We start from the raw sequence: 24,298 nt of genomic DNA, 5'->3' as shown, positions 1-24,298 counted from the left end.
CGTCTGCGGGGCGGACCTGGGAGAGGCGATCCGGAACCTGTGAGTCCGACGCCTGCCATGCCTTTGCCCCCGGTCGCGGAACAGGGGCTGCCCCTGCCCGGTACTGCCGGGTAGGGTGCGGGTCCATGGGTGGCGAGAGCACGACGCGTACGGCCCCGCACAGCGGCGGGACAGGCACGACACAGCCCGGCGGCAGCCAGCTCGGACAACGGTTGTCCGGAGTGGCCGTGGCCCTGGGTCTGGTGCTGTTCCTCGGCGGATTCGCCTGGGCGGCGGTGACCTACCGGCCGTACACCGTGCCCACCAGCTCCATGACGCCCACGATCGACGCGGGTGACCGGGTGCTGGCGCAGAAGGTCGACGGCGGCGAGGTGCGGCGCGGTGACGTCGTCGTCTTCGCGGACAAGTCCTGGGTGACCAACGCCAAGGTGGTCAAGCGTGTGGTCGCGGTGGGTGGCGACACCGTCTCCTGCTGCACGAACGGCAAGCTGACCGTCAACGGCAAGCAGATCGACGAGCCCTATCTGCCCAAGGGCAGCCTGGCCGAGATCAAGAACTTCCCGACGGTGACCGTCCCCAAGGGCCGGCTGTTCCTCCTCGGTGACGAGCGTCAGGGGTCCCTGGACTCCACGGCCCACCTCACCGACGCCGCCAAGGGCACGGTGTCCCGCGACGCCGTGACCGCCCGGGTGGACGCAGTGATCTGGCCCTGGAAGGGCCCGCTCCAGCGCCCCACCGGCTTCGAGGCCCTCGGCACCCTCTCGCAACCCGGCCCGCTGCCCACGATCGAGCTGCTGATCGTCGCCGGCGCCGTCCTGGTCCTGGCGGGCGGCGCCTACGGTCCGATCGCGAGCCGCCTGGGCCGCTCCCGGGCCCGTACGGCCCGCCCGGAGGCGGCCGGTGTCCGCTGAGTCCGCGCGGACCGGCGAGGAGCCGTACGACGGCGGACTGCGGAAGGTGGCCCGGGTGGTCCTCCTCGACCCGGAGGACCGCATCCTGCTCCTGCACGGCCACGAGCCGGACGATCCGGCCGACGACTGGTGGTTCACCCCCGGCGGCGGTCTGGAGGGCGCGGAGACGCGCGAGGAGGCCGCGCTCAGGGAACTCGTGGAGGAGACCGGCATCACGGACGTCGAACTCGGCCCGGTGCTGTGGCGGCGCGTGTGCTCCTTCCCGTTCGCGGGCCGTCGCTGGGACCAGGACGAGTGGTACTACCTGGCCCGTACGGCGCAGACGGCCACCGCGGCGCAGGGGCTGACGGAGCTGGAGCGGCGCAGTGTCGCCGGAGCACGCTGGTGGACGTGTCAGGAACTGACCCGGGCACATGAGACGGTGTATCCGACCAGACTCGCCGAGCTGCTGCGTACGCTGCTCGACGAAGGTCCCCCGGCCAGTCCCGTGACCCTCGACGCGGAAATCGTCTGAGGGCCCGTCGGACTGGCGCACAATGGTGGGATCGCACGGCTGAAGGGGAACATGCCATGAGCGCCGAGGACCTCGAGAAGTACGAGACCGAGATGGAGCTGAAGCTCTACCGGGAGTACCGAGATGTCGTCGGTCTGTTCAAATACGTGATCGAGACCGAGCGGCGTTTCTACCTCACCAATGACTACGAGATGCAGGTGCACTCGGTCCAGGGCGAGGTGTTCTTCGAGGTGTCGATGGCTGACGCCTGGGTCTGGGACATGTACCGGCCGGCGCGCTTCGTGAAGCAAGTCCGGGTCCTCACGTTCAAGGACGTGAACATCGAGGAGCTGAACAAGAGCGACCTGGAGCTTCCGGGCGGGTGATGACCCTTGTGCTCGTGGGGGTGACCGAGTTTTCCACAACCGCTGAGTAGCACACCAAGATCAACAACTTGGCCGGGAACGCGTGACGGTTGGCGCCGGAGGTGGTGCCGACATGAGCAACGCACGCAGTGCACTTGGCAGGTACGGCGAGGATCTGGCCGCCCGGCGGCTCGCCGAGGCCGGGATGACGGTCCTGCAGCGCAACTGGCGCTGGGGCCGCTCCGGCGAGATCGACATCGTGGCCCAGGACGGGAACACGCTGGTCGTCTGCGAGGTGAAGACCCGCAGGGGCGGCGGCTACGAACACCCGATGGCCGCGGTGACCCCCGAGAAGGCGGCCAGGCTGCGCGCCCTCGCCGAACACTGGATCCAGACCCACGGAGGGGCACCGCCGGGCGGTGTCCGCATCGATCTGGTGGGCGTCCTGCTGCCCCACCGCGGCGCCCCGTCCGTCGAGCACGCGCGGGGGGTGGCCTGAATGGGATTCGCCCGCACATGTTCCGTGGCCCTCGTCGGCGTGGAGGGTGTGGTCGTCGAGGTCCAGGCCGACCTGGAGCCCGGCGTCGCGGCCTTCACCCTGGTCGGCCTCCCGGACAAGAGCCTGACGGAAAGCCGGGACCGGGTCCGGGCGGCGGTGGTGAACTCGGGCGCGGCATGGCCGTCGAAGAAGCTCACCGTCGGACTGAGCCCGGCGTCGGTGCCCAAAGCCGGCTCCGGTTTCGACCTGGCCGTCGCCTGCGCGGTGCTGGGTGCCGCCGAACGGATCGATCCGCGGGTCCTCGCGGACATCGTCATGATCGGGGAGCTGGGCCTGGACGGACGGGTCCGACCGGTCCGCGGCATCCTTCCGGCCGTACTCGCCGCGGCCGACGCCGGCTACGAGCAAGTGGTCGTGCCCGAGTGCGCCGCCGCCGAGGCCTCGCTGGTGCCCGGCGTCTCGGTCCTCGGGGTGCGCAGCCTGCGGCAGCTCATCGCGGTCCTCACCGAGGAGCCCGTCCCCGAGGAGGAACCCGACGGGCAAGGGCGTCCGGACCCGCTGCTCGCCGGACTGCGCGTGCCAGGCACGGGCGCGGCCACCGGCATGCACAGCGTCGGCGCCGCCCAGCACGAACACGAGCACGACCTCGCGGACGTCGTCGGCCAGACCTCTGCCCGCACGGCTGTGGAGGTGGCCGCCGCCGGCGGGCACCACCTGTTCCTCGAAGGGCCGCCCGGAGCGGGCAAGACCATGCTCGCCGAGCGCCTGCCCGCCGTCCTGCCCCCGCTCACCCGGGCGGAGTCACTGGAGGTCACCGCGGTGCACTCGGTCGCCGGACTGCTGCCGCCGGGCAAACCGCTCATCAACGTCGCTCCCTACTGCGCACCGCACCACTCCGCCACGATGCAGTCGCTCGTCGGCGGAGGCCCCGGGATCGCCCGGCCCGGCGCGGTCTCCCTCGCGCATCGAGGCGTGCTGTTCCTGGACGAGGCGCCGGAGTTCCACAGCCAGACCCTGGACGCCCTGCGACAGCCCCTGGAGTCGGGACACGTCGTGATCGCGCGCAGCGCGGGTGTCGTCCGGTTCCCGGCACGCTTCCTGATGGTGCTGGCAGCCAACCCCTGCCCCTGCGGACGCTTCTCGCAACGCGACTTCCTGTGCGACTGCCCGCCGTCGGCGATCCGCCGCTACCAGTCCCGGCTCTCCGGCCCACTGCTGGACCGGGTGGACCTGCGTGTCGAGGTCGATCCGGTCACCAGGGCCCAGCTCACCGACCCCGACGCCCGCGGCGAGCCCACGGCGACCGTCGCCGAGCGGGTCCGGCAGGCCCGCGAGCGAACGACAGCCCGCCTGGCCGGAACCCCCTGGCGTACCAACGGCGAGGTCCCCGGGCGGGAACTGCGCAGCCGTTACCACCCCGTGGCCGGCGCGATGGACGAGGCCGAACGCAACCTCGAGCGGGGCGTCCTCACCGCCCGCGGTATCGACCGGGTCCTGCGCGTCGCCTGGACGGTCGCCGACCTCACCGGGCATGACCGCCCGGACGCGACCGACGTCGCCCTGGCCCTGCAACTGCGCACCGGAGTCCCCCGAGGGGTGCCGATGGCCATCGGGGCGCTGACGTGACCGGGGGCGAGGACTGCGGAGACGAGCTGCTCGGACGGGTCTTTCTCTGCCGGGTGATCGAGCCGGGGGACGAAGTCGGTGGGCGGTGGGTTCGGGAGTTCGGGGTGGCGGAGGTGGTGCGGAGATTGAGGGACGGGGCCGAAGCGCTGCCGGGGGTGAGCGAGGCGCGGTGGGGCGGGCTCGTCGCGCGGGCCCGGCGGGCCGAGCCGGAGCGGGATCTCGCGACGGCCGGGAAGGCCGGGGCGCGGTTCGTGGGACCCGGGGATGCCGAGTGGCCCGGGCAGCTCGACGACCTCGGGGATGCGCGGCCCCTGGGACTGTGGGTGCGCGGCCGGCCCAGCCTGCGGATGTGGGCGCTCAGGTCGGTGGCCGTGGTGGGCGCCCGGGCCTGCACCGAGTACGGCGCCCATGTCGCCGGCACCTTCGCCGCAGGACTCGCCGAGCGGGGCTGGGTGGTGGTGTCGGGCGGCGCCTACGGCGTCGACGGCGCCGCCCACAGAGGCGCCCTCGCCGCCCGCGGAGCCACCGTCGCCGTCCTGGCGTGCGGCGTCGACCGGCCCTACCCCCGCGGCCACGCCGCTCTGATCGGCAGGATCGCGGAACAGGGACTGGTGGTGGGCGAGTTGCCCCCGGGCGACCATCCGACACCCAGCCGCTTCATCCTCCGCAACCGCGTCATCGCCGCCCTGACCCGGGGAACAGTCGTCGTGGAGGCCGCCTGCCGCAGCGGCTCCCTGGCCACCGCGCGGGCCGCGGGGCGCCTCGGGCGGTTCACCATGGGCGTACCCGGCCCCGTCACCAGCGCACTCTCCGCCGGCGTGCACGAACTGCTGCGGGGAGAGGCGACTGTGGTCACCGATGCGGCGGAAGTCGTCGAACTGGTGGGTGACATGGGTGAGCTGGCGCCGGCCCGCCGGGGCCCTGTCCTCCCGCGTGACCTGCTGGAACCCGACGCACGGGCCGTGCTCGCCGCCCTGCCCGGCAACCGTACGGCCACCGTCCAGGAGATCGCTCTCGGCGCGCCGACCACTCCGGACCAGGCGATCGCGAAACTGTACGAACTCCGAGCACTTGGTTACGTCGAACGACACGGCGACGGCTGGAAGTTGACACGCCAGGCCATGATGTCGGTCCGCACCGGTCACGGTCCGTGCTGACCGAGCGTGTTCGGCCGTCCGGGGGAACGCCCGACGCCCTTGATGTTTCCCGGAGTTGACGCTTCGGCCGGTCACGCAGAGCGAGCCGCGGAACCCGCGCGCGAGCCCGGCCGGAGCGCCCCGCGCACGGGTGGAGCCTCGGTGTTCGCACACCGCGACACCTCAGTCACGCTACGCTCACGAAGACGTCGACGCAGAATGCGCCAACTCGACACCAGACCGACAGCTCACCCAGGTAGCCCACTTCACCCCACGAACCCCAGCCCCCCTCACCTCGCAGTACTTCACAGCACTTCACAGCACTTCACGGCAGAACGGCACAAGGCGACGAATGCCCCAGCACACCTCCGGGTCCGACCGGGCGGCGATCCCCCCAGCCGCCCGCGACGGTGGCAGCGTGCGGCCGCCCGCTCCCTCGACGCTCGACGAGCTGTGGCGGTCGTACAAGGCGACGGGGGACGACCGGCTGCGGGAGCAGCTGATCCTGCACTACTCGCCGCTCGTGAAATACGTCGCGGGCCGGGTCAGCGTCGGTCTGCCGCCCAACGTGGACCAGGCCGACTTCGTCTCCTCCGGCGTCTTCGGGCTGATCGACGCGATCGAGAAGTTCGACATCGACCGGGAGATCAAGTTCGAGACGTACGCGATCACCCGGATCCGGGGCGCGATGATCGACGAGCTGCGGGCGCTGGACTGGATCCCGCGGTCGGTCCGGCAGAAGGCGCGGAACGTGGAGCGGGCCTACGCCACGCTCGAGGCGCGGCTGAGGCGCACCCCGACCGAGAGCGAGGTCGCCGTCGAGCTGGGCATGGAGGTCGACGAACTCCATGCGGTGTTCAGTCAGTTGTCGCTGGCCAACGTGGTCGCGCTGGAGGAGCTGCTGCATGTCGGCAGCGAGGGCGGGGACCGGCTCAGCCTCATGGACACCCTGGAGGACACCGCCGCGGACAATCCGGTGGAGGTGGCCGAGGACAGAGAGCTGCGAAGATTTCTCGCCCGGGCGATCAACACGCTGCCCGAGCGGGAGAAGACCGTGGTCACGCTGTACTACTACGAAGGGCTCACTCTCGCCGAGATCGGCAACGTCCTCGGGGTCACCGAGAGCCGGGTCAGCCAGATCCACACGAAGTCGGTGCTGCAGCTGCGGGCCAAGCTGGCGAGCTTCGGGCGCTGACGGGCGGCGGTGCGGGGCCGCGACGGTGAGGCGGCGTCGTGGTGAGACGGCACGGTGGGCGAGTGGCTCCCGTTCGGGTGGGGGCGTCCGTAAAGTGGTTGACGTGCCAAGGATTCGAGCGGCCTCCGTGGCCGAGCACCGGTCGATGCAGCGAGCCGCCCTGCTGGACGCGGCTCGGTCTCTGCTGTCCGAGGGCGGGACCGAAGCGCTGACGTTTCCCGCACTGGCCGAGCGGACCGGGCTGGCCCGGTCGTCCGTGTACGAGTACTTCCGTTCGCGGGCCGCCGTGGTCGAGGAACTCTGCGAGGTCGACTTTCCGCTCTGGGCGGCGGAGGTGGCCGCCGCGATGGAGCGGGCCGGGTCCGCCGACGACAAGGTCGAGGCGTATGTGCGGCAGCAGCTGGCGCTGGTCGGGGACCGCCGGCACCGGGCGGTCGTCGCCATCTCCGCCAGTGAGCTGGACGCCGGGGCGCGGGAGAAGATCCGCGCGGCGCACGGCGGGCTGGTCGCGATGGTCGTCGAGGCGCTCGGGGAGATGGGCCATGAGCAGCCCCGGCTGGCGGCGATGCTGCTGCAGGGGGTCGTGGATGCGGCGGTGCGCCGCATCGAGCTGGGGGCGGCGGAGGATCCTGCGGTGGTGACGGACGCCGCTGTGGCCATGGCGCTGCGGGGTGTGAAGGGCTGACCGCCGGCTCTGGCGCGGCGGCGCGGGCGCTGCTCGCCGGACGGTGCCACCGCGGTGCCGCGAAGCCGGCGACACCGCGGTTCCCCAGGGCCGTGCCGGACTGCGCGACCAGCCCGGTGTGTCCCCAGCCTGAGTCCTTCCGCGGCTACCCCGGCATCGGTACCCCGAGCACCGGCAGCAGCCTCGGCGGCCCCCTGTGCAGGAGCCAGGGCGGGAGCAGGGACAGCGGGTCCAGGTAGGCCTTCCCCCGGCGCAGGCCCCAGTGGAGGCAGGTGACGGGGCAGTGGAACCTCGTCGGCTCCAGCGTCCCCACCACCTCCCCGGTCTTCACCTCGGCACCTCTGCGCACCGACGGACGCACCGGCTCGTACGTCGTACGAAGATCCGTGCCCGTCAGCTCGACCGAGACGACTCCGTGCCCCGCCACGCGGCCCGCGAAGGACACCCGGCCCGGGGCGACCGCCCGTACCGGGGAACCGGCCGGCGCTGCCAGGTCCGCGCCCCGGTGCGCCGGGCCGTACACCGTCGCCGGTGGCTCCCAGCCCCGTGTCACCCATGGCCGGATACCCACCGGCCAGGTGCGCGCGACGGCCGGGACCAGGACCTGAGCGGGGGGTGCGGGGACCGGGGGAGGGTCCGCCCAGGCCCACGGGGCCACCAGGGCGAGCAGGGGCAGTAGCGTCACCGCCAGAGTCGGCAGCAGGACCAGGCACACCGGGGCGTATCGCATCGCTCGTCGCATGTGGCAACCGTCCCGCACCCCCACCGATCAGGGCGGGAGTCTGTGGACCACGGCCCGGTTGTGGACAGCGGCGTCACCCGGTGCCCCGGCCGTCCCGTACACTTCTTCTGGCGATCCGGGTCACCGGGTCGACTTCGCACGCCCCGACACCGGTCCGTCAAGCGGTCGGTGTCAGCGCCTCTCGGTCCTTCGCGGCAAGGCGCGTCGCGGGCGTCAGGCGCGGGAGCCGTCCGGCATCCGCGGCACAACCGAGACACTCAAGGAGATACGGCCATGGCCGTCGTCACGATGCGGGAGCTGCTGGAGAGCGGCGTCCACTTCGGTCACCAGACCCGTCGCTGGAACCCGAAGATGAAGCGCTTCATCTTCACCGAGCGCAACGGCATCTACATCATCGACCTGCTCCAGTCGCTGTCGTACATCGACCGCGCCTACGAGTTCGTCAAGGAGACCGTGGCCCACGGCGGCACGGTCATGTTCGTCGGCACGAAGAAGCAGGCGCAGGAGGCCATCGCCGAGCAGGCCACCCGCGTCGGCATGCCCTACGTCAACCAGCGCTGGCTGGGCGGCATGCTCACCAACTTCTCGACCGTCTACAAGCGCCTGCAGCGCCTGAAGGAGCTCGAGCAGATCGACTTCGAGGACGTCGCCGCGTCCGGTCTGACCAAGAAGGAGCTTCTCGTGCTCTCGCGCGAGAAGGCCAAGCTGGAGAAGACCCTCGGTGGTATCCGCGAGATGCAGAAGGTGCCGAGCGCCGTCTGGATCGTGGACACCAAGAAGGAGCACATCGCCGTCGGCGAGGCCCGGAAGCTGAACATCCCGGTCGTCGCGATCCTCGACACCAACTGCGACCCCGACGAGGTCGACTACAAGATCCCGGGCAACGACGACGCGATCCGCTCCGTCACCCTGCTCACCCGTGTGATCGCCGACGCCGTCGCCGAGGGCCTCATCTCCCGCTCCCGCGTCGCCACCGGTGACAAGGGCGAGAAGGCCGCGGGCGAGCCGCTCGCCGAGTGGGAGCGCGACCTGCTCGAGGGTGAGAAGAAGGACGAGGCCCCGGCCGCCGAGGCCGCTCCGGCTGCTGAGGCCGCTCCGGCTGCTGAGGCCGCTCCGGCCGCCGAGGCCGCTCCGGCCGAGGAGAAGGCCGCCGAGGGCGAGCAGGCCTGACGCCGGTCCGTCAGCGTTCGACGGCGGGGGCGGTGCTGAGCCGCCGGCACCTCCGCGCGGTGAAGTCCGCCCCCGCCGTTCACCCGTAGGTCGGCGCGCCGTGGGCGCCCTGCGTTCACATGTGGGGAGCGCACACCGTGCTGATCTGAAGATCTTCCAGACTTCGAGAAAGACTCACAGACTCATGGCGAACTACACCGCCGCCGACGTCAAGAAGCTCCGTGAGCTCACCGGCGCCGGCATGATGGACTGCAAGAAGGCGCTGGACGAGGCCGAGGGCAACGTCGAGAAGGCCGTCGAGGCGCTGCGCATCAAGGGCCAGAAGGGCGTCGCCAAGCGCGAGGGCCGCTCCGCCGAGAACGGCGCCGTGGTCTCCATCATCGCCGACGACAACTCCTCCGGCGTCCTGGTCGAGCTGAAGTGCGAGACCGACTTCGTCGCCAAGGGCGAGAAGTTCCAGGCCGTCGCCAACAAGATCGCCGAGCACGTCGCGGCGACCTCCCCGGCCGACCTCGACGCCCTGCTCGCCTCCGAGATCGAGCCCGGCAAGACCGTCCAGGCGTTCGTGGACGAGGCCAACGCCAACCTCGGCGAGAAGATCGTCCTGGACCGCTTCGCGCAGTTCGCCGACGGCTTCGTGCTCGCCTACATGCACCGCACCATGCCCGACCTGCCCCCGCAGATCGGTGTCCTGGTCGAGCTCGACAAGCCGAACGCCGAGGTCGCCAAGGGCGTCGCCCAGCACATCGCCGCCTTCGCGCCGAAGTACCTCGCCAAGGAGGACGTCCCGGCCGAGGTCGTCGAGTCCGAGCGCCGCATCGCCGAGGAGACCACCCGCGCCGAGGGCAAGCCCGAGGCCGCGATCGCCAAGATCGTCGAGGGTCGCCTCAACGGCTTCTTCAAGGACGCCACGCTGCTCGGCCAGCCGTACGCGCTGGACAACAAGAAGTCGGTCCAGAAGGTGCTGGACGAGGCCGGTGTCACCCTGAAGCGCTTCTCGCGCATCAAGGTCGGCATCTGAGCCGGTATCGCGATCGACGCGCGACCCGCGGAGAAATCCCGATAGGGTCGACAGCAGTCGTCCGCGCACACCGCCACACCCGGGTGTGGGGCGGACGGCAGCAGATCTGACGAGGAGGCCATTGCCGCGCATGGGAGCGAAAAGCGACCCCACCGGCAATGGCCTTCTTCGTATGTGCAACACGTGAAAGAGGCGGGATCCATGACCACCAAGGCCCAGAAGAGCGACGACGGCAAAGTACGCGGCCGGTTTCTGCTGAAGCTGTCCGGAGAGGCGTTCTCCGGTGGCGGGGGCCTGGGCGTGGACCCGGACGTGGTGCACAAGATCGCCCGCGAGATCGCGGCCGTCGTCCGTGACGGGGCGCAGGTCGCGGTCGTCATCGGCGGCGGCAACTTCTTCCGCGGCGCCGAACTGCAGCAGCGCGGCATGGACCGCGCCCGCTCCGACTACATGGGCATGCTCGGCACCGTGATGAACTGCCTCGCCCTCCAGGACTTCCTGGAGAAGGAGGGCATCGACAGCCGGGTGCAGACCGCCATCACCATGGGCCAGGTCGCGGAGCCGTACATCCCGCTGCGCGCCGTGCGCCACCTGGAGAAGGGCCGTGTGGTCATCTTCGGCGCCGGTATGGGCATGCCGTACTTCTCCACCGACACCACCGCCGCCCAGCGCGCCCTGGAGATCGACGCCGAGGCGCTGCTCATGGGCAAGAACGGCGTGGACGGGGTCTACGACTCCGACCCGAAGGCCAACCCGGACGCCGTGAAGTTCGACGCCCTGGGCTACGGCGAGGTCATCACCCGCGACCTCAAGGTCGCCGACGCCACCGCCATCACGCTGTGCCGTGACAACAAGCTTCCGATCCTCGTCTTCGAGCTTCTCGCGGAGGGCAATATCGCCCGCGCGGTCAAGGGTGAGAAGATCGGCACGCTGGTGGGTGACCAGGCCGGCCGGGGCTGACCCGGCAGCAACCCGGCCGGTGCTGTGCGGCCCTGTGAGGGGGCCGGACCCTGGCCGGGGGATGGACAATGTCCTGCCGGTCGGGAACCGTGCAGGAATAAGACGCGACGCAGCCGGCCGCCGACCGACTTCAGGAACCGCAGCCGGGCCTTACTCAAGACACGCAGGAGCAAGTGGTGATCGAAGAGACCCTCCTCGAGGCCGAGGAGAAGATGGAGAAGGCCGTCGTGGTCGCCAAGGAGGACTTCGCCGCGATCCGCACCGGCCGTGCGCACCCGGCGATGTTCAACAAGATCGTGGCCGACTACTACGGTGCCCCGACGCCGATCAACCAGCTGGCCTCGTTCTCCGTGCCGGAGCCGCGCATGGCGGTCGTGACCCCGTTCGACAAGAGCGCGCTGCGCAACATCGAGCAGGCCATCCGCGACTCCGACCTGGGCGTCAACCCCAGCAACGACGGCAACATCATCCGGGTGGTGTTCCCCGAGCTCACCGAGGAGCGCCGCCGCGACTACATCAAGGTCGCCAAGGGCAAGGCCGAGGACGCGCGGGTGTCCATCCGCTCCGTGCGCCGCAAGGCCAAGGACAGCATCGACAAGCTGATCAAGGACGGTGAGGTCGGCGAGGACGAGGGCCGCCGTGCGGAGAAGGAGCTGGACGACACCACGGCGAAGTACGTCGCTCAGGTGGACGAGCTCCTGAAGCACAAGGAAGCGGAACTGCTCGAAGTCTGATGAGCGACTCTTCCTGGGGGGCGCCGCCCACGGCGGGGCAGGCCGGCTACTGGGGGCCCACCGCGGGTGGGCCTGCCCCGGCGGGTCCCGCGTACGATGCGCCTGAGGCGCAGCACACTCGCCCCATGCCCATCGTGCCCGACGCACCCGCGTACGGCGGAGACCAGGACGGCGACCGGGGGACCGCTCGGCCGAGTGGCGCCCTGTTCCAGGACGAGTTCCGCCCCGGGCCCCCGCCGGCCCGCACAGTCCCGGCCGAGAACCAGAATCCGGAGCCCATGCCCGACGCCCAGCAGCCGGCGCCAGCGCCGCAGAAGAAGAGCGCGGGCCGTGACCTGAGCGCGGCCATAGGCGTCGGCATCGGGCTCGGTGTGGTGATCATCGCGTCCCTGTTCATCGAGAAGGCCGTCTTCGTCGGCGTGGTCGCGGTGGCCGTCGTCGTGGGCCTGTGGGAGCTGACCAGCCGGCTGCGGGAGCGCAAGGGCATCAGGGCACCGCTGGTGCCGCTCGCGGTCGGCGGTGCGGCGATGGTGGTCGCCGGTTACGTCAGGGGCGCCGAGGGCGCCTGGGTCGCCATGGCGTTGACGGCGCTGGCGGCCCTGGTGTGGCGGATGACGGAGTCACCGGAGGGCTATCTCAGGGACGTCACGGCGGGCGTCTTCGCGGCGTTCTACGTGCCGTTCCTGGCCACGTTCGTCGCGATGATGCTGACGGCGCAGGACGGTCCGTGGCGTGTCCTGACGTTCCTCCTCCTGACGGTCGTCAGCGACACCGGCGCGTACGCGGTCGGCTGGCGTTTCGGCAGGCACAAGCTGGCCCCGCGGATCAGCCCCGGCAAGACCCGTGAGGGCCTGGTGGGCGCGGTGCTGTTCGCGATGGCCGCGGGCGCGCTGTGCATGCAGTTCCTGATCGACGACGGCAGTTGGTGGCAGGGCCTGCTGCTGGGCCTCGCGGTCGCGGCCAGCGCCACGCTGGGCGACCTCGGCGAGTCCATGATCAAGCGCGACCTCGGCATCAAGGACATGGGCACCTTGCTCCCCGGCCACGGCGGCATCATGGACCGCCTGGACTCCCTGCTCCCGACGGCTCCGGTGGTCTGGCTGCTGCTGGTGGTGTTCGTCGGCTCCGCGTGAGTGGCGTCTCGCACCGCTCGCGGCCCTTGTCCCGGCCCGGGGCGGGGGCCGTCGGCATGTGGTCGTGCGGTCGCCGCGGTGGGACGATTCTGGAGGTAAGCCCTCTGTCCGGAAAAGGAGGGCGTCATGTCCGCCTTCCACGAAGTGATCGAGGTCGACCGGAGCCCCGGTGAGGTCTGGGCGTACCTCAGCGACCCCGCTCATCTGCCGGAGTGGCAGAGGAGCGCGGTCTCCGTCGAGGAGATGGACGACGGCCCCTTCGGGCTCGGCTCCCGGATCAGGGTCACGCGGATCGTCCGCGGGCGGGACATGCCGATGGTCATGCAGGTCACCGAGTTCGAGCCGCCGCACGCCTGGAGCGTACGCGGAATCGACGGCGCCGTGCGCGGCCGGGTGCACGGCGAGGTCACCCCGCTCCCGGACGGCCGCACCCGCGTCACCGTGGACCTGGACTTCGAGGCCCACGGCATCGGCAGGCTGCTGCTGCCGCTCGTCGTACGCCCCCAGGTCCGCAGGGAACTGCCGGAGAACGAGCGGCTGCTCAAGGAGCGGCTGGAGCACGCCACCGCGTAGCCATGCCACGCGTAGCCATGCCACGCGCAGGCACGTCAGCGCCCGGCCGGCGGCGGGCCTCAGGTGGCCCGGATCGCCGCGATGTCGAACTGGAGCCGGACCGTCTCGCTCACCATGGCCCCGCCCTGGGCCAGCCGGGCGTCGTAGCTCAGCCCCCACTCGGAGCGGTTGATGGTGGTGGTGCCGTCGAAGCCGACCCGCTCGTCGCCGAACGCGTCGGTGACATGACCGATGTAGGTGAGCTCCAGGACGACCGGGCGGGTGGTGTCCTTGATGGTGAGATCGCCGGTCATCCGGTAGACGTCCTTGCCCGCCAGGTCCACGGCGGTGCTGGTGAAGGTCATCCGCGGGTGTGCCCCGGCGTCCAGGAACTGACGTCCGATCAGGTGGGCGTCGCGCTGCTCGACGCCGGTGTCGACGCTTGCGGTGTACAGCACGATGTCGGCCCGGGAGCCGGCCGGGTCGCGGCCGTCGAAGTACAGGCGGCTCTCGTACTCCGTGAAGGCGCCGCGCACCGTCGTCACCATCGCGTGCCGTACGGAGAACCCGATCCTGCTGTGCGCGGGATCGATCAGCCACTCGCCGGTGAGGCCCGCCAGCTCGGGATCGGGCAGGACGGCGGTGGCGGTGGCACGGGTACGGGCCACCGGGGCGGCGCTCGCCACGGGAGCGGCGGACTGCGGCCCGCGCCGGTGGAAGGAGTTGCGGCCGAAAAGGTTCATGGATCATGTGGTTACGGCAGGGTCACGGGCCGGGACAAGGGCCGACCAGGAAACCCGACCGTTCGTCAGCAGGTCTTCACAGCTGACCGACCGCCCACGGATCTGCGGCGGTGGCAGGACCCGGCGCGGGCCGAGGTGCTCAGCGACGGCCACGCGGGTCCTCGTGGCCGGTGAGGCGGCCCACCACGACGAGCAGGCCGAGAATCCCCGGGCCGAAGGTGCCGAGGACGGTCCGGATCCCCTTGCTATGAGGAGCGACGGCGCTGCCCCCGATCAGCTTCACCTGCCGGACCACCCGAACGATGCTGCCGTCGAAGTCGAGCGCATCCTCAGTCAGACCCACGATCGGTGCTGCACGGACCGCGAGAACCCGGGCGGGCAGCCACGGCACGACACGGCGTTGCTCGGCGGCCGGCCGGCGGGCGGACGGACTTCGCGGAGCACGGGTTTCGGGGCAGCAGCCCGTCGGCCGCCGCACTGCTGCCACCTCACGTTCGCGGTACGCCCTCACTGCCGTGAACGCACCCGCAGATGCGTCGAGGCGGGTTTCTACCCGACGACGCCTTCGGCCACGAGCTGCTTCGCGGCGGCCAGCATGCAGTCGCGCGGCACGATGACGGCCAGCTCGTCGGTGCCGATGGAGGCACCGAGCCGGCGCAGCTCCTCGGCGTCCGGCGCCTGGTCCGCCATGACGACCTTGCCGATGACGAAGTAGTCGCCGTCCTCCATCTCGAAGACGTCGGGGCAGTTGTTCGCTCCGACCGACCCGCGCTCGGCGGGCGTCGATCCGATGCGGCGCATGAGGCTCCTTGCGGTGACAGGATTGGTGTTATGAACACCAATACGGACTGGGCGTACCGGGTGTTCGAGCCGCACGGCTCCGAGGGCTGGCGCCCCTACGGCAGCGACCCCGACCGGTGGCAGGGCGCGATCGTCGCACCCGACTCGGCCGAGGGAGCCAAGCACGCCATCGGTCGCATCGTCGCCGACCTGATGACCGAGTGGGAGAGGACCGGCCTCCACCACGCGATGCACGTGCGGCTCTTCCTCTGGCACGACGAGGAGGGCGACCTCAAGGACGCGGACTTCGTCGTGGACGTCCGGCCCCGGTCGGACTTCGACGCGGCGTGACGGTTCGGGCGGTCCGGCGGCTCGAATCCGCGTCGACAGCGTTAGCCATCCCGGTGGGCATCCCGGTCGAGCACCCGACGTACCCGGCCCCCATCCTGCCCGCCGTCGACCCGGGCGGAGCCGGGCAGACGTCGCCCCTGGCGTCCAGGAGTACGGCTCAGCCCAGGTAGAAGTCCTTGCGGGCGGCCACGAACGCCTCGATCGACTGTGCGGGGACGCCCGTCACGCGCTCGACGTCGTCGGCCGTACGGTCGTAGCGGTTGGCCCGGTGCAGCCGGGCCATGGTGGCGACGTGCTGTTGAAGGTGCGGTGGCATCCCCAGCTTCGGGAGCTGGGCCTCCCACCGCTCCAGCGGCACGTCCACGTAGGACACCGGACGGCCCAGCGCCGAAGAGAATTCTGCGGCCAGCTCCGTCATGTCGACCGAGCGCGGCCCGGTCAGCTCGTAGACCCGTCCGACGTGCGGAGCCGGATCGCGCAGCACGGTCGCGATGACCCGGGCGACGTCGTCCACGGCGACCGGAGAGGTGCGTCCGGTGCCGAACGGCAGCGCGATCGTGCCGCTCTCCTGAATCGAACGCGCGGCCATCGTGGTGAAGAGGGGAGTGTCCAGGAACGCCGTCGGCCGGATGTGCACGACGGGCAGGCCCGACCAATCGAAGACCTGCTCGGCCAGCCAGTGCAGGCGCTGCTGGTGCGACTCCTCGGTACTGGTGGCGGTCATCTGTGACACCGTCATCTGCGACAGGTCGACCAGGGCCTCCAGCTTCCCGTACTCCTTGGCGACGGAGGCCACCACGGTCGCCGCCAGCAGGTGGTCCGGCGACACGCGCATCGCGAAGTACATGCGCGTCACGCCCTGCAGCGCGGCCGCTACCGTCTCGGGCCGGGTCAGGTCGCCGATGACGACCTCCGCACCGAGTGCCCGCAGCTCAGCCGAGCGCTCGTCCTCGCGGCGGACCATGAAACGCACCGGCACATCCCGAGCGTGCAGCTGTTCGAAGACCGTGCGGCCCACGCCGCCGGCACCGGGGATGAGAACAAGGTTGTCGGCAATCATCAGTCGATCTCTCTTGGAGCAATGGAATAGCTGGTTGAGGTGTGGTCGGAGCGTCAGTGGAGCTGTCGGCGAGCGGCCGCAGCGCGGACTCGATGACGCGGTGTCCACGGCGGCGCCGCTGCGGGGACGTCCCCGCCGGGCGGTCGTCTCCGGTGTGTCGCGGGACGGTTCGTGATCACCGGGGGCCTCAGACGGTCTGGCGCCGGGACTTCCCGCCGCCTGCGGCCACTGCGGCGCCCTTGCCCGGCAGGAAGAGCAGCACGACGGCCGCGCCGACCAGGGCGACGGCCGCCGACCCCACGGCGGTGATGTGCATGGCGTGGATGAAGGCGTCGTGCGCGGGCTGCACCAGCGCCCTGCCGGCCGGTCCCAGCTTCTCGGCGACGGCAAGGGTCGCCTGGACGGATTCACCTGCGGCGTGCCGGTCGGTGGCGGGTAGTACGCCCAGGTGGCCGCTGATGCCGTTGCGGTAGGTGGTGGACAGCAGCGACCCCAGTACGGCGACGCCCATGGCCCCGCCGACCTGCCGGAAGGTGTTGTTGACCGCGGATCCCGAGCCGGCCTTCTCCCGCGGCAGCGACGACATGATCATGACGGTGGCGGGTGGCATCACATGGGCCATCCCCGCGCCCATCAGGAAGAACAGCACTTCCAGCACCCAGATGGGGGTGTCCTGGCCGAGCAGCAAGAAGCCGGCGAAGGCCACTGCGGTCAGGACGAGGCCGGCGGCGCAGACGGCGCGGGCACCGAAGCGGTTGACGACCAGCCGGGCCCGCGGGGCGAGGAACATCTGGGAGGTGGCCAGGGGCAGCACGAGCAGACCGGACTGCAGGACGCTGTAGCCGCGCACGCTCTGGTTGTAGAAGACGGAGAAGAACGTGACGCCCATGAGGGCGAAGAAGACCAGGCCGATGGCGGCGACGGAGGCGGAGAACCGCCGGGTGCGGAAGTAGGTGACGTCGAGGGCCGGATGGTCGCTGCGGGCCTCGTACACCACGAAACCGGCGAGGACCGCCAGGCCGCCCAGGATCGTCGCCCACGCCTCGGGCCGGGTGAAGTCGCCCAGCTGGCCGCCCTTGATGATGCCGTAGACCAGCACCGCCAGACCGACGATCGACAGCAGCACGCCGACCGGGTCGAGCCTGCCGGGCCTGGGGTCCTTGGAGTCGGGGACGATCGCCGCCATCGCGACCACCGCGGCGACCACGATCGGCACGTTGACCAGGAAGACCGAGCCCCACCAGAAGTGCTCCAGCAGTACGCCGCCCGCGATGGGGCCGGCGGCTATGGCGAATCCGACCACACCGGTCCAGATGCCGATGGCCTTGGGCTGCTCCGCGGGCTCGAAGACGTTCATGATGATCGCGAGGGTGGCGGGCAGGATGAAGGCGCCGCCGAAGCCCATCACGGCGCGGAAGGTGATGAGCTGCCCTGAGGAGTCCGACAGCGCGGAGAGCACGGATCCCACACCGAACACGGCCATGCCGAAGAGCAGCACCTTCTTGCGGCCGAGGCGGTCACCGAGCAGCCCGGCGGTGAAGAGCAGTCCGGCGAAGACCAGCGTGTAGGAGTTGACCGCCCACTCCAGCTGGCTCTGGGTGGAGCCGAGTCCGGTGGGAGCAGGCTGGGCGATGGTCTTCATCGCCACGTTGAGGATCGAGTTGTCCAGCATCACCACCAGGAGGCTGCACGCAAGCACGGTCAGGATGACCCAGCGTCGGCGGTGGACCGCTTCGGAGACCATCCGTCGCTGGGCAGGCAGCGTGGACGCAGCGGAAGTCGAGGAATCGGTGGGTGGTGATGCCACAGGGGGCCTCCAGTGATGTCGGTGGTTCTGCGAGGGCGAGGGGGAGGCCGTCGGCCTCGATGGCGGGAGGAAGCGCAAGGCCCCGCTTGATCCACCGGGAGACCTCGCCGACGCGAAATAGATGTCGCTGCCAATCTAAACGGGGCCTAGGATAGATGGCAAGTGACATCCATTCGAGGAGAGTGATTCCATGGGCCGCGTGTCCCAGGCGCAAGCACAGGAAAACCGGCAGCGCGTCGTAGCCACCGCCTCCCGGATGTTCCGTGAGAAAGGCACTGCGGTCAGCGTCGCCGACCTGATGAAGGCCGCCGGACTCACCCACGGCGGGTTCTACAAGCAGTTCGCCTCCAAGGAGGACCTGGTCGACGAGGCCATCGCCCACGCCTTCGCCGAGCAGGCGGCACACTCGGCGGTGGCACTCGAGGAGCACGATGCGGAGCGCGAGGCCGCCCGCCGGACGCTGATCGAGGACTACCTCTCGGTCTGGCACCGCGATCACGCCGGGGAGGGCTGCCCCGTCTCCGGATTCGCCGCTGACCTCGGGCGCGAGCCCGACCAGGTCGCACGCGCCCGCCACGCGTACATCAACGGCGTGCGGAACCGGGCCGCTCGGCTGGCCACCGGGGACAACGACGGCATGGCCCAGCTGTGCACCATGGTCGGTGCCCTTGTCCTCGCCCGCGCCACCCGGGGCAACCCGATCTCCGAAGAACTGCTGCAGGCCGCGCGCACGGCTCTCACCGGGAGTGGCACCGGGCGGCCCGAACCTCAGCAGCGCACGGACTGACCCAGAGCCAGCCGGCGTCCACCTCACGAAACCGACGCCGCCATCCTCGGCACGAGCGCGGACCCCGACGTCACTGGCGACGGCTGCTGCACCAGCCGCCCCCCCCGGCGACAGCGGCGGAAACGGGCTGGGAACGGCGGCAACACCGGCGCTCCGGCCCCGGTCGGAAGCGTCCCGGGTCGGCAGCCGGCGTGCGCCCATGGAGGCAACGGGTCAACACCACCTCGCGGGAGGCGTCGGTAACGGACGGCCGAGGTCCCGCGCGCCCTGCGAGGAGGCGCTGGTCGATCCATGGTTCCAGATCTGCTCAGGCCTGAGTGACCGCCTCGACGCCTTCGGCGGCGGCGCCCGAGTGGACGGACTGGGCCGTCCCTGGGCCGTCCGAGGCCGCTCAGCGACGACCACTGACGACTGCTGACGACAGCGGTAGCGAGTCACGGCCGCAGGTCACCCATTTGGATCTGCGACACTGGTAACGCCATGCCTAAGCCCGGAGAACTCACTTTCGTCGCGCCGCGCGGAGCCAAGAAGCCGCCGCGGCACCTTGCCGATCTCACGCCCGCCGAGCGCAAGGACGCGGTGGCCGAGGCCGGTGAGAAGCCGTTCCGCGCCAAGCAGCTCTCGCAGCACTACTTCGCGCGGTACGCGCACGACCCCGAGCAGTGGACCGACATCCCCGCCGGGTCGCGCGGCAAGCTGCGCGAGGCGCTGTTCCCGGAGCTGATGACCGTCGTCCGCCATCTGTCGACGGACGAGGGGACCACCCGCAAGACGCTGTGGCGGCTGTTCGACGGGACACTCGTCGAGTCCGTGCTGATGCGGTATCCGGACCGGGTCACCATGTGCATCAGCTCACAGGCCGGCTGCGGCATGAACTGTCCTTTCTGCGCCACCGGACAGGCCGGGCTCGACCGGAATCTGTCCACCGCCGAGATCGTCCACCAGATCGTGGACGGGATGCGCGCGCTGAGGGACGGGGAGGTGCCCGGGGGACCGGCCCGGCTGTCCAACATCGTCTTCATGGGCATGGGCGAGCCGCTGGCCAACTACAAGCGGGTCGTGGGTGCGATCCGGGCGCTGACCGACCCCGCTCCCGACGGGCTGGGGCTGTCGCAGCGCGGGATCACCGTGTCGACCGTCGGACTCGTGCCGGCCATCCACCGGTTCGCCGACGAGGGCTTCAAGTGCCGGCTGGCGATCTCCCTGCACGCTCCCGACGACGAGCTGCGCGACACCCTCGTCCCCGTGAACACGCGGTGGAAGGTGCGCGAGGTGCTCGACGCCGGGTTCGAGTACGCCGAGAAGAGCGGGCGTCGGCTCTCGATCGAGTACGCGCTCATCCGCGACATCAATGACCAGGCCTGGCGCGGGGATCGGCTCGGGCGGCTGCTCAAGGGCAAGCCCGTGCACGTCAATCTCATTCCGCTGAACCCGACTCCCGGCTCCAAGTGGACCGCCTCGCGGCCCGAGGACGAGAAGGCGTTCGTCGAAGCCATCGCCGCGCATGGTGTACCCGTCACCATCCGGGACACCCGTGGCCAGGAGATCGACGGAGCCTGTGGTCAGCTCGCGGCCACCGAGCGGTAATCTGGCCACGTCCACACATCTTCATATTCCGACAGGGGAGCGCCACAGCGCTGAGAGTGCGGCGGACAGGGCCGCAGACCCTCTGAACCTCGCCCAGGTCATTCTGGGTAGGGAGTTCGGTCATCACTCAAGCTGTTGCGCCCTGCCCGGGTTCTTCCCACCGAAGTCCCGGGCAGGGCCGCGTCTCTTCCTGGCCAACCCCAGGAGGACATCCAGTGCAGAACAAGACCTTCGTGGCCGTGGCGGTCGGGCTCGGCCTGATCGGCCTGTCCGCGTGCGGTTCCGGCGGTGCGAAGCCGGCCGCGGACTCCAAGACCGTGACCCTCGTCAGCCACGACTCGTGGGCCGTCTCCAAGAACGTGCTCCAGGACTTCGAGAAGCAGACCGGGTACAAGGTCAGGGTCCTCAAGGACGGCGATGCCGGACAGGCCGTCAACAAGGCGATCCTGACCAAGGACGACCCGCAGGGGGACGTCTTCTTCGGCGTCGACAACACCCTGCTGTCCCGCGCCCTCGACAACGGCCTGTTCCAGCCGTACTCGGCCAAGGGCCTCGACAAGGTCGGCGCCCCGTACCAGCTCGACCAGGACAGGCACCGGGTCACGCCCGTCGACTACGGCGACATCTGCGTCAACTACGACAAGGCCTACTTCAGCAAGCACAAGCTGACCCCGCCGCGGTCCTTCGCGGACCTCGCCAAGCCCCAGTACAGGAACCTGCTGGTCACCGAGAACGCGGCCACCTCCTCGCCGGGACTCGGCTTCCTGCTGGGCAGCGCAGCCCAGTTCGGCGACACCGGCTGGCAGGACTACTGGAAGAAGCTCAAGGCCAACGGCGTGAAGGTCGTCGACGGCTGGGAGCAGGCCTACTACCAGGAGTTCTCGGGCTCCTCCGAGGGCAAGAAGGCGGGCGGTGACCGGCCGCTGGTCGTGTCGTACGCCTCCTCGCCGCCCGCCGAGGTGATCTACGCCAAGAAGCGGCCCAGCACCGCCCCGACGGGCGTGGCCGACGGCACCTGCTTCCGGCAGATCGAGTTCGCCGGGCTGCTCAGCAACGCGAAGAACCCCAAGGGCGCCAAGGCGTTCATCGACTTCCTGGTCTCCAGGGAGTTCCAGGAGGACATGCCGCTGAACATGTTCGTCTACCCGGTGGTGCAGGGCGCCAAGGTGCCCACCGAGTTCACCGAGTACGGGCCGGCCGCCCAGCACCCCGAGACCATGGCCCCCGGCAAGATCGCCGCCAACCGTGACCAGTGGGTCAGGTCGTGGACCTCGCTCGTACTGAAGTAGCCCGGACCCGGCGGGGAAACGCGGCGCGGCTCGGGCTGATGGCCCTGCCCGTCGCGTTCTTCGCGGCGTTCTTCGCCTGGCCCGTGGCCGCGATCGTCGGACGCGGGCTGAAGGTGGACGGCGCCTGGCGGTTCGGGCGGATCGCGGACGTGGTCACGCAGCCGGACATCCGGCACGTGCTGTGGTTCACCATGTGGCAGGCGTTCGCCTCGACCGCGCTCACGCTGCTGCTCGCGCTGCCCGCCGCCCATGTCTTCGCCAGGCTCGACTTCCCGGGCAAGCAGCTGCTCCGCGCCGTCGTCACCGTCCCGTTCGTGCTGCCGACCGTCGTCGCCGGCAGCGCGTTCCTCGCCCTCGTCGGGCACGGCGGGCTGCTCGACGAACTGTGGGGCGTACGGCTGGACACCACCGTGTGGGCGATCCTGCTGGCCCACGTCTTCTTCAACTACGCGGTCGTCGTACGGACCGTGGGCGGGCTGTGGTCCCAGCTCGACCCCCGGCAGGAGGAGGCCGCCCGGATGCTGGGCGCCTCGCCGTTCCAGGCCTGGCGGAAAGTCACCCTTCCCGCTCTCGCACCCGCCGTCGCCGCCGCCGCGCTGATGGTGTTCCTGTTCACCTTCACCTCCTTCGGCGTCGTCCAGATCCTCGGCGGCCCCACCTTCTCGACCCTCGAAGTGGAGATCTACCGGCAGACCTCCGAGGTCTTCGACCTCTCCACGGCGGCCGTCCTCACCCTCGTGCAGTTCGTAGCCGTCGGCGCGATCCTCGTCGTGCACGCCTGGACGGTACGGCGGCGGGAGACCGCCCTCAGGCTCGTCGACCCGAAGGTGACCGCCCGCCGCCCGCGCGGCGCCGGACAGTGGACCCTGCTCGCCGGCGTTCTCGCCACCATCGCGCTGCTCCTCGTCCTGCCGCTCGCGGTCCTCGTCCGCCGCTCCCTGGACGCGCCCGGCTTCGGCTACTACCGGGCGCTCGCCGACTCCGACGGCGGTACGTTCCTGGTGGCGCCCGTGCACGCCGTGTGGACGTCGCTGCAGTACGCCGTCGCCGCCACCGCCATCGCCGTCGTGATCGGCGGACTGGCCGCCGCCGCGCTGGCCCGCCGGGACGCGGGCCGGCTGGTGCGCGGCTTCGACGCGCTGCTGATGCTGCCCCTCGGCGTGTCCGCCGTGACCGTCGGCTTCGGCTTCCTGATCGCCCTGGACGAGCCGCCACTGGACCTCCGGCAGTCCTGGATCCTGGTGCCGCTCGCCCAGGCGCTGGTCGGCGCCCCCTTCGTCGTACGGACCATGCTGCCCGTACTGCGTGCCGTGGACGCACGTCTCAGGGAGGCGGCGGCCGTGCTCGGGGCCTCGCCGTGGCGGGTGTGGCGGGAGGTGGATCTGCCGCTGGTGCGGCGGGCGCTGCTGGTCGCGGCCGGGTTCGCGTTCGCCGTCTCGCTCGGCGAGTTCGGGGCGACCGTCTTCATCGCCCGCCCCGACAATCCGACGCTCCCGGTCGCCGTGGCCCGGCTGCTCAGCCGCCCCGGGGACCTCAACTACGGCCAGGCGATGGCCCTTTCCACCATTCTGCTGGTGGTGTGCGCCGCCGCGCTCATGATCCTGGAGCGGCTGCGCACCGACCGGACGGGAGAGTTCTAGATGCTGCTGAGCCTCGACGCCGCGACCGTCCGCTTCGGCGGGCGGCCCGTGCTCGACGCCGTTGACCTGGACGTCGCCGAGCACGAGGTCGTGTGTGTGCTCGGGCCCAGCGGCAGCGGAAAGTCGACCCTGCTGCGGGCGGTCGCCGGGCTGCAGCCGCTGTCCGGCGGCCGGATCGTGCTCGACGGCCGCGACCAGTCCGGCGTGCCCGCCCATCGGCGGGGCGTCGGCCTGATGTTCCAGGACCACCAGCTCTTTCCGCAGCGGGACGTCGGCGCGAACGTGGCGTTCGGGCTGCGCATGCACGGCGTCGCCAGGGGCGAACGGGACGCCGAGGTCGGGCAGTTGCTCGAGCTGGTCGGACTGCCGGGGGCAGCCCGGCGGGCCGTGGCCTCGCTCTCCGGTGGCGAGCAGCAGCGCGTGGCCCTCGCCCGCGCGCTCGCGCCCCGGCCCCGGCTGCTGATGCTGGACGAGCCGCTCGGCCAGCTCGACCGCTCGCTGCGGGAACGCCTGGTGGTCGAACTCAGGGAACTGTTCGGGCGGTTGGGCACGACCGTGCTCGCCGTGACCCACGACCAGGGCGAGGCGTTCGCGCTGGCCGACCGGGTGGTGGTGATGCGGGACGGGCGGATCGCGCAGTCCGGTACGCCCCTGCAGGTCTGGCAGCGGCCCGCCGACGCGTTCGTGGCACGCTTCCTGGGCTTCGACAACGTGGCCGAGGCGACCGTCGCGGGGACGGCCGCCGACAGCCCCTGGGGCAAGCTGCCGGTGCCCGACGGCTCCCCGCAGGGCGCGCGCACCCTGCTGGTCCGGCCCGCCGGGGTGCGGCTCGTGGCGGCCGACGCCGGGCTGCCCTGCACGGTGACCGCGCGCACCTTCAGGGGCACCCATGTGGCCGTCCACCTCCAGCCCGCGGACGGGCCGCGCCTGGAGGCGGCCTGCGCGCTGCGGGACGCGCCCGAGGTCGGGGACGGGGTCGGCGTCGAGTTCGACGCGGCCGAAACCGTTGTGCTCGGTTGATCACCGGGCCCC

The 24,298-nt window shown here is 70.9% G+C and carries 26 protein-coding genes and 1 riboswitch; of the genes, 20 read left to right on the top strand and 6 right to left on the bottom strand.

The genetic code is table 11. The features are described 5' to 3' along the window. The first annotated feature begins 125 nt into the window (after positions 1 to 125). The 8 genes from lepB to AB0L59_RS17070 all read left to right on the top strand — a co-directional run bounded on the left by lepB (position 126) and on the right by AB0L59_RS17070 (position 6,910). Entirely contained in the window at positions 126 to 911 is a 786-nt protein-coding gene (gene lepB, locus AB0L59_RS17105; RefSeq protein WP_365583888.1) for a signal peptidase I, read from the top strand. Further along, positions 901 to 1,425, top strand: a complete 525-nt coding sequence (locus AB0L59_RS17100) for an NUDIX hydrolase (RefSeq protein WP_365583886.1) — start codon at positions 901 to 903, stop codon at positions 1,423 to 1,425. Before lepB ends, AB0L59_RS17100 begins: the two co-directional genes overlap by 11 nt. Before the next feature lie 56 nt (positions 1,426 to 1,481). Beyond that, positions 1,482 to 1,790, top strand: a complete 309-nt coding sequence (locus AB0L59_RS17095) for a DUF2469 domain-containing protein (protein WP_003965949.1) — start codon at positions 1,482 to 1,484, stop codon at positions 1,788 to 1,790. 112 nt (positions 1,791 to 1,902) lie between these two features. Next, entirely contained in the window at positions 1,903 to 2,268 is a 366-nt protein-coding gene (locus tag AB0L59_RS17090; protein ID WP_365583884.1) for a YraN family protein, read from the top strand. Further along, the gene (locus AB0L59_RS17085; RefSeq protein WP_365583881.1) at positions 2,269 to 3,894 is read left to right on the top strand and encodes a YifB family Mg chelatase-like AAA ATPase; all 1,626 of its coding nucleotides are present in this window, start codon (positions 2,269 to 2,271) and stop codon (positions 3,892 to 3,894) included. After that, a complete protein-coding gene (gene dprA / locus AB0L59_RS17080; RefSeq protein ID WP_365583879.1) occupies positions 3,891 to 5,051 on the top strand; it encodes a DNA-processing protein DprA in 1,161 nt (386 codons plus the stop codon). Before AB0L59_RS17085 ends, dprA begins: the two co-directional genes overlap by 4 nt. A gap of 331 nt (positions 5,052 to 5,382) precedes the next feature. After that, complete coding sequence (whiG, locus tag AB0L59_RS17075) at positions 5,383 to 6,225, top strand: RNA polymerase sigma factor WhiG (protein WP_365583876.1); 843 nt, start codon at positions 5,383 to 5,385, stop codon at positions 6,223 to 6,225. 127 nt (positions 6,226 to 6,352) lie between these two features. Further along, complete coding sequence (locus tag AB0L59_RS17070; protein WP_365584365.1) at positions 6,353 to 6,910, top strand: helix-turn-helix domain-containing protein; 558 nt, start codon at positions 6,353 to 6,355, stop codon at positions 6,908 to 6,910. 145 nt (positions 6,911 to 7,055) lie between these two features. On the opposite strand, the gene AB0L59_RS17065 is transcribed toward AB0L59_RS17070, so the two are convergent. After that, positions 7,056 to 7,652: a M23 family metallopeptidase gene (locus AB0L59_RS17065; RefSeq protein ID WP_365583874.1), complete on the bottom strand. Its 597-nt coding sequence runs from the start codon at positions 7,650 to 7,652 to the stop codon at positions 7,056 to 7,058. Between the two features lie 273 nt (positions 7,653 to 7,925). Between AB0L59_RS17065 and rpsB the strand changes: the two genes are divergently transcribed. From rpsB to AB0L59_RS17035, 6 genes are all read left to right on the top strand, one after another. Beyond that, complete coding sequence (gene rpsB, locus AB0L59_RS17060; protein WP_365583871.1) at positions 7,926 to 8,822, top strand: 30S ribosomal protein S2; 897 nt, start codon at positions 7,926 to 7,928, stop codon at positions 8,820 to 8,822. Positions 8,823 to 9,006: 184 nt separating this feature from the next. Next, complete coding sequence (gene tsf, locus AB0L59_RS17055; RefSeq protein ID WP_365583869.1) at positions 9,007 to 9,843, top strand: translation elongation factor Ts; 837 nt, start codon at positions 9,007 to 9,009, stop codon at positions 9,841 to 9,843. 201 nt (positions 9,844 to 10,044) lie between these two features. Beyond that, the gene (pyrH, locus tag AB0L59_RS17050) at positions 10,045 to 10,803 is read left to right on the top strand and encodes a UMP kinase (RefSeq protein ID WP_365583867.1); all 759 of its coding nucleotides are present in this window, start codon (positions 10,045 to 10,047) and stop codon (positions 10,801 to 10,803) included. 176 nt (positions 10,804 to 10,979) lie between these two features. After that, positions 10,980 to 11,537: a ribosome recycling factor gene (gene frr, locus AB0L59_RS17045; protein ID WP_365583864.1), complete on the top strand. Its 558-nt coding sequence runs from the start codon at positions 10,980 to 10,982 to the stop codon at positions 11,535 to 11,537. Then, positions 11,537 to 12,670, top strand: a complete 1,134-nt coding sequence (locus tag AB0L59_RS17040) for a phosphatidate cytidylyltransferase (protein ID WP_365583861.1) — start codon at positions 11,537 to 11,539, stop codon at positions 12,668 to 12,670. The genes frr and AB0L59_RS17040 overlap by 1 nt, the downstream gene beginning before the upstream one ends. 126 nt (positions 12,671 to 12,796) lie before the next feature. Then, positions 12,797 to 13,243 carry an SRPBCC family protein gene (locus AB0L59_RS17035; RefSeq protein ID WP_365583858.1) on the top strand — a complete coding sequence of 149 codons (447 nt, stop codon included), beginning with the start codon at positions 12,797 to 12,799 and terminating at the stop codon, positions 13,241 to 13,243. Between the two features lie 59 nt (positions 13,244 to 13,302). On the opposite strand, the gene AB0L59_RS17030 is transcribed toward AB0L59_RS17035, so the two are convergent. From AB0L59_RS17030 to AB0L59_RS17020, 3 genes are all read right to left on the bottom strand, one after another. After that, positions 13,303 to 13,965: a YceI family protein gene (locus tag AB0L59_RS17030; protein WP_365583856.1), complete on the bottom strand. Its 663-nt coding sequence runs from the start codon at positions 13,963 to 13,965 to the stop codon at positions 13,303 to 13,305. Between the two features lie 139 nt (positions 13,966 to 14,104). Then, positions 14,105 to 14,308, bottom strand: a complete 204-nt coding sequence (locus AB0L59_RS17025) for a hypothetical protein (RefSeq protein WP_365583853.1) — start codon at positions 14,306 to 14,308, stop codon at positions 14,105 to 14,107. 206 nt (positions 14,309 to 14,514) lie between these two features. Next, the gene (locus tag AB0L59_RS17020; RefSeq protein ID WP_365583850.1) at positions 14,515 to 14,766 is read right to left on the bottom strand and encodes a hypothetical protein; all 252 of its coding nucleotides are present in this window, start codon (positions 14,764 to 14,766) and stop codon (positions 14,515 to 14,517) included. 30 nt (positions 14,767 to 14,796) lie between these two features. On the opposite strand from AB0L59_RS17020, the gene AB0L59_RS17015 reads away from it, so the two are divergent. Then, positions 14,797 to 15,096 carry a hypothetical protein gene (locus AB0L59_RS17015; RefSeq protein WP_365583847.1) on the top strand — a complete coding sequence of 100 codons (300 nt, stop codon included), beginning with the start codon at positions 14,797 to 14,799 and terminating at the stop codon, positions 15,094 to 15,096. 157 nt (positions 15,097 to 15,253) lie between these two features. Here the strand turns inward: AB0L59_RS17015 and AB0L59_RS17010 are convergent, their stop codons facing one another. Then, entirely contained in the window at positions 15,254 to 16,156 is a 903-nt protein-coding gene (locus AB0L59_RS17010; RefSeq protein ID WP_365583844.1) for an NmrA family NAD(P)-binding protein, read from the bottom strand. A 187-nt stretch (positions 16,157 to 16,343) separates the two neighbouring features. Continuing rightward, positions 16,344 to 17,900: an MFS transporter gene (locus AB0L59_RS17005; protein ID WP_365583841.1), complete on the bottom strand. Its 1,557-nt coding sequence runs from the start codon at positions 17,898 to 17,900 to the stop codon at positions 16,344 to 16,346. Positions 17,901 to 18,153: 253 nt separating this feature from the next. Between AB0L59_RS17005 and AB0L59_RS17000 the strand changes: the two genes are divergently transcribed. From AB0L59_RS17000 to AB0L59_RS16980, 5 genes are all read left to right on the top strand, one after another. Continuing rightward, positions 18,154 to 18,750, top strand: coding sequence for a TetR family transcriptional regulator (locus AB0L59_RS17000; protein WP_365583838.1), 597 nt, complete (start codon positions 18,154 to 18,156; stop codon positions 18,748 to 18,750). A gap of 480 nt (positions 18,751 to 19,230) precedes the next feature. Continuing rightward, a complete protein-coding gene (gene rlmN / locus AB0L59_RS16995) occupies positions 19,231 to 20,337 on the top strand; it encodes a 23S rRNA (adenine(2503)-C(2))-methyltransferase RlmN (protein ID WP_365583836.1) in 1,107 nt (368 codons plus the stop codon). A 23-nt stretch (positions 20,338 to 20,360) separates the two neighbouring features. Then, positions 20,361 to 20,469: riboswitch (TPP riboswitch) on the top strand. An 83-nt stretch (positions 20,470 to 20,552) separates the two neighbouring features. Next, positions 20,553 to 21,626 carry a thiamine ABC transporter substrate-binding protein gene (locus AB0L59_RS16990; protein WP_365583833.1) on the top strand — a complete coding sequence of 358 codons (1,074 nt, stop codon included), beginning with the start codon at positions 20,553 to 20,555 and terminating at the stop codon, positions 21,624 to 21,626. A gap of 38 nt (positions 21,627 to 21,664) precedes the next feature. After that, positions 21,665 to 23,266, top strand: coding sequence for an iron ABC transporter permease (locus tag AB0L59_RS16985; protein ID WP_365583831.1), 1,602 nt, complete (start codon positions 21,665 to 21,667; stop codon positions 23,264 to 23,266). Further along, positions 23,267 to 24,286, top strand: a complete 1,020-nt coding sequence (locus AB0L59_RS16980) for an ABC transporter ATP-binding protein (RefSeq protein WP_365583828.1) — start codon at positions 23,267 to 23,269, stop codon at positions 24,284 to 24,286. The last annotated feature ends 12 nt before the right edge of the window (positions 24,287 to 24,298 follow it).

The sequence above is a fragment of the Streptomyces sp. NPDC052109 genome (genome assembly GCF_040680195.1).
In the GTDB taxonomy this organism is placed as follows: Bacteria; Actinomycetota; Actinomycetes; order Streptomycetales; family Streptomycetaceae; genus Streptomyces.
Note: the sequence above shows the minus strand (reverse complement) of the source record. Positions and strands in the feature narration are given on the sequence as shown.

Excerpts from the sequence above, each read along its gene's own strand:
- AB0L59_RS17000 (WP_365583838.1), top strand. The coding sequence starts at position 18,154 with ATGGGCCGCGTGTCCCAGGCGCAAGCACAGGAAAACCGGCAGCGCGTC.
- rlmN (WP_365583836.1), top strand. The coding sequence starts at position 19,231 with ATGCCTAAGCCCGGAGAACTCACTTTCGTCGCGCCGCGCGGAGCCAAG.
- AB0L59_RS17040 (WP_365583861.1), top strand. The coding sequence starts at position 11,537 with ATGAGCGACTCTTCCTGGGGGGCGCCGCCCACGGCGGGGCAGGCCGGC.
- whiG (WP_365583876.1), top strand. The coding sequence starts at position 5,383 with ATGCCCCAGCACACCTCCGGGTCCGACCGGGCGGCGATCCCCCCAGCC.
- lepB (WP_365583888.1), top strand. The coding sequence starts at position 126 with ATGGGTGGCGAGAGCACGACGCGTACGGCCCCGCACAGCGGCGGGACA.
- AB0L59_RS17085 (WP_365583881.1), top strand. The coding sequence starts at position 2,269 with ATGGGATTCGCCCGCACATGTTCCGTGGCCCTCGTCGGCGTGGAGGGT.
- AB0L59_RS17095 (WP_003965949.1), top strand. The coding sequence starts at position 1,482 with ATGAGCGCCGAGGACCTCGAGAAGTACGAGACCGAGATGGAGCTGAAG.
- AB0L59_RS17035 (WP_365583858.1), top strand. The coding sequence starts at position 12,797 with ATGTCCGCCTTCCACGAAGTGATCGAGGTCGACCGGAGCCCCGGTGAG.
- AB0L59_RS16985 (WP_365583831.1), top strand. The coding sequence starts at position 21,665 with ATGGCCCTGCCCGTCGCGTTCTTCGCGGCGTTCTTCGCCTGGCCCGTG.
- rpsB (WP_365583871.1), top strand. The coding sequence starts at position 7,926 with ATGGCCGTCGTCACGATGCGGGAGCTGCTGGAGAGCGGCGTCCACTTC.
- tsf (WP_365583869.1), top strand. The coding sequence starts at position 9,007 with ATGGCGAACTACACCGCCGCCGACGTCAAGAAGCTCCGTGAGCTCACC.
- AB0L59_RS17005 (WP_365583841.1), bottom strand. The coding sequence starts at position 17,900 with ATGGTCTCCGAAGCGGTCCACCGCCGACGCTGGGTCATCCTGACCGTG.
- AB0L59_RS17010 (WP_365583844.1), bottom strand. The coding sequence starts at position 16,156 with ATGATTGCCGACAACCTTGTTCTCATCCCCGGTGCCGGCGGCGTGGGC.
- AB0L59_RS17065 (WP_365583874.1), bottom strand. The coding sequence starts at position 7,652 with ATGCGACGAGCGATGCGATACGCCCCGGTGTGCCTGGTCCTGCTGCCG.
- AB0L59_RS16980 (WP_365583828.1), top strand. The coding sequence starts at position 23,267 with ATGCTGCTGAGCCTCGACGCCGCGACCGTCCGCTTCGGCGGGCGGCCC.
- pyrH (WP_365583867.1), top strand. The coding sequence starts at position 10,045 with ATGACCACCAAGGCCCAGAAGAGCGACGACGGCAAAGTACGCGGCCGG.
- AB0L59_RS17020 (WP_365583850.1), bottom strand. The coding sequence starts at position 14,766 with ATGCGCCGCATCGGATCGACGCCCGCCGAGCGCGGGTCGGTCGGAGCG.
- AB0L59_RS17090 (WP_365583884.1), top strand. The coding sequence starts at position 1,903 with ATGAGCAACGCACGCAGTGCACTTGGCAGGTACGGCGAGGATCTGGCC.
- AB0L59_RS17015 (WP_365583847.1), top strand. The coding sequence starts at position 14,797 with ATGAACACCAATACGGACTGGGCGTACCGGGTGTTCGAGCCGCACGGC.
- AB0L59_RS17030 (WP_365583856.1), bottom strand. The coding sequence starts at position 13,965 with ATGAACCTTTTCGGCCGCAACTCCTTCCACCGGCGCGGGCCGCAGTCC.